General features: G+C 68.1%; 7 protein-coding genes. All 7 read right to left on the bottom strand.

Features of this window, described 5'->3' with window-relative positions; translation table 11 throughout:
• Positions 1-102: 102 nt before the first annotated feature.
• A complete protein-coding gene (ispH, locus tag IHD13_RS12950) occupies positions 103-1056 on the bottom strand; it encodes a 4-hydroxy-3-methylbut-2-enyl diphosphate reductase (protein WP_195861454.1) in 954 nt (317 codons plus the stop codon).
• 433 nt (positions 1057-1489) lie between these two features.
• The gene (gene fkpB, locus IHD13_RS12945; RefSeq protein WP_195861453.1) at positions 1490-1936 is read right to left on the bottom strand and encodes an FKBP-type peptidyl-prolyl cis-trans isomerase; all 447 of its coding nucleotides are present in this window, start codon (positions 1934-1936) and stop codon (positions 1490-1492) included.
• A gap of 17 nt (positions 1937-1953) precedes the next feature.
• Positions 1954-2484 carry a signal peptidase II gene (lspA, locus tag IHD13_RS12940; RefSeq protein ID WP_230086287.1) on the bottom strand — a complete coding sequence of 177 codons (531 nt, stop codon included), beginning with the start codon at positions 2482-2484 and terminating at the stop codon, positions 1954-1956.
• Positions 2477-5311: an isoleucine--tRNA ligase gene (gene ileS / locus IHD13_RS12935; protein WP_195861452.1), complete on the bottom strand. Its 2835-nt coding sequence runs from the start codon at positions 5309-5311 to the stop codon at positions 2477-2479. Before ileS ends, lspA begins: the two co-directional genes overlap by 8 nt.
• Positions 5308-6360, bottom strand: a complete 1053-nt coding sequence (gene ribF / locus IHD13_RS12930; protein WP_195861451.1) for a bifunctional riboflavin kinase/FAD synthetase — start codon at positions 6358-6360, stop codon at positions 5308-5310. Before ribF ends, ileS begins: the two co-directional genes overlap by 4 nt.
• Before the next feature lie 47 nt (positions 6361-6407).
• The gene (gene murJ / locus IHD13_RS12925; RefSeq protein WP_326838355.1) at positions 6408-7982 is read right to left on the bottom strand and encodes a murein biosynthesis integral membrane protein MurJ; all 1575 of its coding nucleotides are present in this window, start codon (positions 7980-7982) and stop codon (positions 6408-6410) included.
• Between the two features lie 151 nt (positions 7983-8133).
• Positions 8134-8400 (bottom strand): 30S ribosomal protein S20, encoded by a 267-nt coding sequence (rpsT, locus tag IHD13_RS12920; RefSeq protein WP_195861449.1) that lies wholly within the window; start codon positions 8398-8400, stop codon positions 8134-8136.
• Positions 8401-8437: the final 37 nt, after the last annotated feature.

The following is an 8437-nucleotide window of genomic DNA, read 5'->3' as shown; positions in this document are numbered from 1 at the left end:
TCTACCTCCTGTCCATGTGGAGGTCATATCCTGGGCCAGTTCAGGGGGCAAATTCCACACCCAACGACGAAGAGCCTTTATTAAGGGCTTTCGGGTGAGCGATCACTCACTGGAGATCACCCGCTCGCGCAGCTCCTTCGGCATGGAGAAGGTGATGTTCTCCTCGCGGCCGGCGAGTTCCTCCGGGACCGTCGCCCCCAGGCCCTGCAGCCGCTCGATCACGCCCTTGACCAGCACCTCGGGGGCGCTGGCGCCGGCGGTGATGCCGATCTGGCGCACGCCTTCGAACCAGCTCTCCTGGATCTGGCTGGCGTCATCGAGCAGGTAGGCGGGGGTGCCGACCCGTTCGGCCAGCTCGCGCAGGCGGTTGGAGTTGGAGCTGTTGGGGCTGCCCACCACCAGCACCAGGTCGCAGCCGTCGGCGAGCTCGCGCACGGCGTCCTGGCGGTTCTGGGTGGCATAGCAGATATCGTCCTTGCGCGGCCCCTGGATCTCGGGGAACTTGGTACGCAGGGCGTCGATGACCCGGGCAGTATCGTCCATGGAGAGGGTGGTCTGGGTGACGAAGGCGAGCTGGCTGGGGTCCTGGACCTCCAGCTTGGCCACGTCCGCTTCGTCTTCCACCAGGTAGATCTTGCCGCCATGGGCGGTGTCGTAGCGCCCCATGGTGCCTTCCACCTCGGGGTGGCCGGCATGGCCGATCAGGATGCACTCCTGGCCGCGCTTGGCGTAACGCAGCACTTCCATATGCACCTTGGTGACCAGCGGGCAGGTGGCATCGAAGACCTTGAGGCCACGCCGCTCGGCTTCTTCCTGCACGGCGCGGGAAACACCGTGGGCGGAGAAGATCACGATGACGTCGTCGGGCACCTCGTGGAGTTCCTCGACGAAGATGGCGCCGCGCTCGCGCAGGGTCTCCACCACGAAGCGGTTATGGACCACCTCGTGGCGCACATAGATGGGCGGACCGAAGACATCGAGGGCGCGGTTGACGATCTCGATGGCCCGGTCGACGCCGGCACAGAAGCCGCGGGGGTTGGCCAGTTTGATTTGCATGCGGGGTAAACCTCGATGCCTGGGGCATCCGTTGGGGTACCTGATTCGCCATGGTACCCGTAAATCGATTCTAGCGGGTGGTTGCCCCCCCTTGGGGGCTACCTACCTCGGCGATTTTCCTCGGGCCGGGCGCCTATCGGCGCCAATCGCTTGCTGAAGCAAGCTCCTACAAGGGGTGGTGCCTCGGGCCCGGGCCGGGCGCCTTCGGCGCCAATCGCTTGCTGAAGCAAGCTCCTACAAGGGGTGGTGCCTCGGGCCCAGGCCGGGCGCCTATCGGCGCCAATCGCCGAGACGTCGGACCGCAGCTAAAGCAGGCTCCTACAACCCCAAGGGGTTACCTGCCTTGTGGGATCTGGCTTTAGCCGGCGATTTGCCCCACCCATCGCCCGCTGAAGCGGGCTCCTACAAGGCCTGGGGTGGGCTCGGCACCGGCTTAGTGGGTGGTGGCCGGTTTGACGCTGATGACTTCCACCTCGAAGGTCAGGGTACGCCCGGCCAGGGGGTGGTTGAAGTCCACGTCGATCTGGTCGCCGTCGATGGCGCTGATCACCCCGGGCAGTTCACCACCGGAGGGGTCGGCGAAGGACATCACCGTGCCCACTTCGAGGGCCTCGTCGCCGAAGTCCTCGCGCTTGAGGCGCTGGATGTTCTGGGGGTTGTGCTGGCCGAAGGCGTGCTCCGGGGCGATCTCGAAGCTGCCGGTGTCGCCGTCGGTGAGGCCCTTGAGGGGCGCCTCGAAGCCCGGCGGCAGGTTGCCGTCGCCCAGTTGGAAGGTAGCCGGGGCCTTCTCCTTGGTGGAGTCCACCACGGCGCCATCTTCCAGCTTGAGGGTGAAGTGCAGGGTCACTTCCATGCCCTCGTCGATACGGTATTCGCTCATCTTTCGCTCCGTGGGATTCAGGATCCGGCCTTGTTGCGGCGCTGCCGCCAGCCGTCGCGCAGCGACTCGAGGATGATGCCCGCCGCCCCCAGGGTAATCGCCACGTCGGCCAGGTTGAAGGCCGGGAAGTAGTAGCGGTGTCCCCAGTGGAAGGAGAGGAAATCGATCACGTAGCCGTGCACCAGGCGGTCGTAGAGGTTGCCGAGGGCGCCGCCGATGATCAGCACCAGGGCCGCCGCCAGCAGGGTCTCGTGGGCCTTGAGGCGGCGCAGCCACAGGGTCAGGCCAACGCTGGCCCCCACCGCGATGGTGGCGAAGAACCAGCGCTGCCAGCCGTCGTGGCCGGCCAGGAAGCTGAAGGCCGCCCCGGGGTTGTGCAGCAGGGTCAGGTTGAAGAAGGGCAGCACCGGCACCGGCCGCGCATAGTCGAGCAGCGCGCTGGCCAGGTGCTTGGTGGCCAGGTCGAGGACGATCACCGCCAGCGCCAGCCAGAGCCAGCGCAACGGCTTGTGCATGGGGCGGCTCTCCGCCCCCGGGGTCTTAGGCATAGCGACGCTCTTCACCGGGGCCCTCCGGCAGGTTGCTGATGCAGCGGCCGCACAGCTCCGGGTGCTCGGCGTGGCTGCCCACGTCCTCGCGGTGGTGCCAGCAGCGGTCGCACTTGGCGTGCGCGCTGGCGGCCACGGCCACCTTGAGGTTATCGAGCTCGGTGGCCTCGGCCCCTTCGCCATCGGCCAGCGGCGCCAGATGCACGTCGCTGGTCAGCAGCACGAAGCGCAGCTCGTCGCCCAGGCGCTCCAGGGTGGCACGCAGGGCGTCGTCCACATAAAGGGTCACCTCGGCGGCCAGGCCGCTCTTGATGGTCTTGGCGTTACGCGCCTCTTCCAGGCACTTGTTGACCGCCTGCTTGACCTCCAGCACCTGCTCCCAGAAGTCGCGGCCCAGGGGCGCGTCCTCGGCCAGCGTCTCGAGGCCGCCGTAGTACTCTTCCAGCAGCACGCTCTCGCCGTGTTCGCCGGGGATGTTCTCGTAGATCTCTTCGGCGGTGAAGCTGAGGATCGGCGCCACCCAGCGGGCCAGGGCCTCGACCACGTGATAGAGGGCGGTCTGGGCGCTGCGCCGCGCCAGGGAGTCGCTCTGGGTGGTGTACTGACGATCCTTGATCACGTCCAGGTAGAAACCGCCCAGCTCCCGGGAGCAGAAGGTGTGCACCTGCTGGTAGACCTCGAGGAAGCGATACTCCTCATAGGCCTTCTCGATGCGCGCCTGCAGCTGGGCGGCGCGATCCACCACCCACTGGTCGAGGGCCAGCATCTCGCCGAAGGGCACCGCATCGCGCCCGGGCTCGAAGCCGCTGAGGTTGGCCAGCAGGAAGCGCGCGGTATTGCGGATGCGCCGGTAGACGTCGGCGGTGCGCTTGAGGATCTCGTCGGAGACCGCCATCTCGCCGCTGTAGTCGGTGGAGGCGACCCACAGGCGCAGGATATCGGCGCCCAGCTTGTCCATCACCTCCTGGGGCGCCACCACGTTACCCACCGACTTGGACATCTTGCGGCCCTGGGCATCGACGGTGAAGCCGTGGGTCAGTAGCTGGCGGTACGGCGGGTGGCCGTCGATGGCGCAGCCGGTCAGCAGCGAGGAGTGGAACCAGCCGCGGTGCTGGTCGGAACCCTCCAGGTAGAGGTCGGCGCGGGGGCCGGACTCGTGACCGTGGGGGTGGGAGCCGCGCAGCACATGGCGGTGGGTGGTGCCGGAGTCGAACCAGACGTCCAGGGTGTCGGTGACCTTGTCGTAATCACTCGCCTCCTCGCCCAGCAGCTCGGCGGGGTCGAGGCGGAACCAGGCGTCGATGCCCTCGGCCTCGACGCGCTTGGCGACCTCCTCCATCAGCTCGACGGTGCGCGGGTGCAGCTCGCCGCTAGCCTTGTGCAGGAAGAAGGGGATCGGCACGCCCCAGTTGCGCTGCCGCGAGATGCACCAGTCCGGGCGGTTGGCGATCATGGCGTGCAGCCGCGCCTGGCCCCAGGCCGGGGTGAACTGGGTGGCCTCGATGCCGGCCAGAGCCTTCTCGCGCAGGGTCTTGCCATGACTGCCCTGGCGATCCATGCCGACGAACCACTGGGCGGTGGCACGGTAGATCACCGGCGTCTTGTGGCGCCAGCAGTGCATGTAGCTGTGGGTGATCGGCTGGTGGGCCAGCAGCGCGCCTACCTCTTCCAGCTTGGCGACGATCTGCGGGTTGGCCTTCCAGATCATCTGGCCGCCGAAGAACGGCAGGTCGTCGGCGTAGACGCCGTTGCCCTGCACCGGGTTCTTGATCTCGTCGAAGCTCATGCCATGGGCGCGGCAGGTGACGAAGTCATCCTCGCCGTAGGCCGGGGCGGAGTGGACGATGCCGGTACTGCCCACCTCGCTCTCCACGTAGTCGGCCAGGTAGACCGGCGACAGGCGGTCGTAGAAGGGATGGCGGAAGCGGATGCCGTCGAAGGCCTCGCCGCGGGCGGTGGCGATCGCCTCGCCCTCCAGGCCGAAGCGCTCCAGGCACGACTCCACCAGCTCCTCGGCCAGCACCAGCAGCCGCTCGCCGGTATCCACCAGGGCGTAGGTGAACTCCGGGTGCATATTGAGGGCCTGGTTGGCGGGAATGGTCCAGGGGGTGGTGGTCCAGATCACCACGGCGGCGGGCTTGGCCAGCGCTTCGAGGCCGAAGGCCGCGGCCAGGGCATCGGCATCCTCCACCGGGAAGGCCACGTCGATGGCGTCGGACTTCTTGTCCTGGTACTCCACCTCGGCCTCGGCCAGGGCCGAACCGCAGTCGAAGCACCAGTTGACCGGCTTGAGGCCCTTGAAGACGAAGCCGGCCTCGACCATCTCGGCCAGGGCGCGGATCTCGCCGGCCTCGTTGGCGTACTCCATGGTGCGGTAGGGGTTGTCCCAGTCGCCGATCACGCCCAGGCGCACGAAGTCCTTGAGCTGGCCCTGGACCTGCTCACCGGCGTACTCGCGGCACAGCTGGCGCGCTTCTTCCGCCGGCAGGTGCTTGCCGTGGGTGGTCTCCACCTTGTGCTCGATGGGCAGGCCGTGGCAGTCCCAGCCCGGCACATAGGGGGCATCGTACCCGGCCAGGTTCTTCGACTTGACGATGATGTCCTTGAGGATCTTGTTGACCGCATGCCCGATATGGATGCTGCCGTTGGCGTAGGGAGGGCCGTCGTGGAGCACGAAGAGCTCGCGACCCTGGCGCGCCTCACGCAGCCGCCGGTAGAGATCCAGCGCCTGCCACTGCGCCACCCGGTCGGGCTCGCGCTTGGGCAGCATGCCGCGCATGGGGAAGTCGGTTTCGGGCAGGTTCAGGGTGTGCTTGTAATCGCTCATGGGTGTCCGTCATCGTCGCAGCCGGCGGCCCGGGGGCCGTCCGAGGTGTCGGGTATGGCAGCCTCGCGCGCCAGGGGCGCCGATGCCAGGGGAAGCGTATCGCTGGTCTCCGGTGCCCGGGGGCACTCGGCAAAGAAGGTGCGGGCGCGCTGCTGATCCCGGGCGATCTGACGCTTGAGCGCCTCCAGGCCGTCGAAACTCAGCTCGCCGCGCAGGCGCGCACAGGGGGTCACCGTCAGGCGCTGGCCGTAGAGGTCACCGTCGAAATCGAAGAGGTGTACCTCCAGCACCGGGCGGCGGCTGCCCACGGTGGGGCGCCAGCCGATATTGGCCACCCCGGGCAGGGTGCGGCCGTCGGCCAGGGTCGTCATCACCGCATAGACGCCACGTAGGGCCAGCGGCCGCGGCAGCAGCGGCAGGTTGGCGGTGGGCACGCCGATGGTGCGACCGAGCTTCTGGTCGGCCACCACCCGGCCGCTGAAGCGGAAGGGGCGCCCCAGCATGCGCCGCGCCTGGGCGAAGTTGCCGCTGGCCAGCAGGGTGCGCACCCGGGTGCTGGAGACACGCTCGCCGTCCAGCACGAAGGTGCGGGTGTGCTCGACGCCGAAGCCCCGCTCGGCACCCACCCGCTGTAGCAGGGCGAAGTCGCCGCTGCGGTCGCAGCCGAAGCGGAAGTCGTCCCCCACCACCAGGTGGCGCACCCCGAGGCCCTCGATCAGCACCCGATCGACGAACTGGCGGGCGGTGAGGCTGCGCAGGGCGTCGTTGAAGGGCAGGCAGAGCACCCGGTCGGCACCGGCCTCGGCCAGCAGGTCGACCTTGTCGCGCAGCCGGGTCAGCCGCGGCGGGGCCTGGTCGCCGGCGAAGAACTCCCGGGGCTGGGGCTCGAAGACCACCACGGTGACCGGCAGACCCAAGAGGCGGGCCCGCTCGCGGAGCTGGTCGAGAATCGCCCGATGGCCGCGATGGACCCCATCGAAGTTGCCGATGGTGGCCACGCAGCCCCGGTGCGCCTCGCGCAGGTTATGCAGTCCTCGAATCAGTTCCATGCGTCGCCCAAGGCTCCATCACGGGATAAAGTCAACGATTATAGCGATCAGCTATGCAGCCGGAAATGGCGCAGCCGAACGCCCCAGGCGGCCAGCCAGGCGAAGTAGATCGCCGCGCCGCCCACCACCAGGCCGGTCAGGTGCAGTACCCGCTGGCTCACGCCCCAGCCCAGCCACTGCTGCCAGTCCGGCGTCAGCCAGGCCAGGCCCAGCCCCATCGCGGTGCAGCCGCCGAGCAGTTGCACCGCATAACGCCCCCAGCCCGGCTGCAGCACCAGCACCTTCTGCTGCCACAGCAAGTAACCCAGCAGGCCGGCGTTGAGGAAGGCCGACAGCGCCGTGGCGAGCGCCAGGCCGGCGTGGGCCAGGGGCCAGATCAGGATCAGGTTGAGGATCATGTTGGCCACCATGGCGATGATCCCCACCTTGACCGGGGTCTTGGTGTCCTGGCGGGCGAAGAAGCCCGGCGCCAGCACCTTGATCAGCATAAAGGCCACCAGCCCCAGGGCGTAGGCCCGCAGGCTCATGGCCGCCATGGCGATGTCCCGCTCGGTCATGGCGCCATAGTGGAACAGCGAGATCAACAGCGGCTCGGCGAGGATCACCAGGGCCAGGGCCGCCGGCACCCCCAGCAGCAGCACGGCGCGCATCGCCCAGTCGAGCATCCGGGCGAAGTGTTCGCCGGACTGCTCCGCATGGCGCCGCGACAGGGCCGGCAGGATCACCGTGCCCACGGCGATGCCGAAGACCCCCAGGGGCAGCTCCACCAGGCGGTCCGAATAATAGAGCCAGGAGACGCTGCCCGGCGCCAGCAGCGAGGCCAGCACGGTATCCAGCAGCAGGTTGATCTGCGAGACCGAGACCCCGAACAGCGCCGGCGCCATCAACACCAGGATGCGCTTGACCCCGGCATGGGCGAAATTGGGCCAGGGCCGGGGCATCAGCCCCAGGCGCGCCAGGAAGGGCACCTGGAAGGCCAGCTGGGCCAGGCCGGCGATCATCACCCCCCAGGCCAGGGCCATGGCCGGCTCGCTCATCAGCGGGGTCAGCAGCACCGCCGCGCCGATCAGCGAGAGGTTGAGCAGCACCGGGGTAAAGGCCGGCACCGCGAAGCGGTTCCAGGTATTGAGCACGCTGCCGGCGAAGGCGGTCAGCGAGATCAGCAGCAGGTAGGGGAAGGTGAGCCGCAGCATCTCGGCGGTGAGCGCCAGCTTGGCCGGGTCGCGGCCGAAGCCAGGGGCGAACAGCCACACCAGCCAGGGGGCGGCGAACATGGCCAGGGCGGTGATCAACAGCAGCACCACCGCCAGGCTGCCGGCCACCGCATCGAGCAACTCGCGTACCTCGGCCCGGGAGCGCTGGGCGGCATACTCCGAGAGCACCGGAATAAAGGCCTGGTTGAAGGCCCCCTCGGCGAACAGCCGGCGCATGAAGTTGGGGATCTTGAAGGCCACGAAGAAGGCGTCGGCCCCCTGGCCGGCACCGAACAGGGCGGCGATCACCACGTCCCGGGCCAGGCCCATGACCCGCGAGACCATGGTCATCACGCTGACCACCAGGCCGGAGCGCAGCAGGCCGGCCCGCACCGGCGGCTGGGCGGGGTCGTTCGCGGGAGTGGGCACTGTCTGGGGATCGTCGTTGGCCACGGGGTCGCCTTGCTGGGGTGGAGTGACGGCCATAAAAAAACCGGCCGAAGCCGGTTTTTTCCTAAGCACTGTTTGCATCAGCGGGCCTCCGGGGAGGCCGGGCAATCAGTCCTAGTGGGCGTCCGGCTTACGCAGCCAGCGCCTTAATTCGCTTGTTCAGACGGCTCTTCAGACGAGCGGCCTTCTTCTTGGACAGCACGTCCTTGTCGGCGATGCGGTCGATGACCGGCTGAGCCGCCTTGAAGGCGTCCATGGCCTGGGCGTGGTCGCCGCCGTTGATGGCCTTGATCACCCGCTTGACGTAGGTGCGGACCATGCTGCGCTGGCTGGACTTCAGGACGCGACGCTGCTCTGCCTGACGGGCGCGCTTGCGGGCTTGCTTGCTGTTAGCCACTACTATCTCCTTGGAGAATGCTTACCGCTATTGGGTA

Source organism: Halomonas sp. 328, assembly GCF_015645095.1.
Classification (GTDB): domain Bacteria; phylum Pseudomonadota; class Gammaproteobacteria; order Pseudomonadales; family Halomonadaceae; genus Bisbaumannia.
The sequence above is the reverse complement of the archived record's forward strand: the minus strand, read 5'-3'. Positions and strand labels throughout refer to the sequence as shown.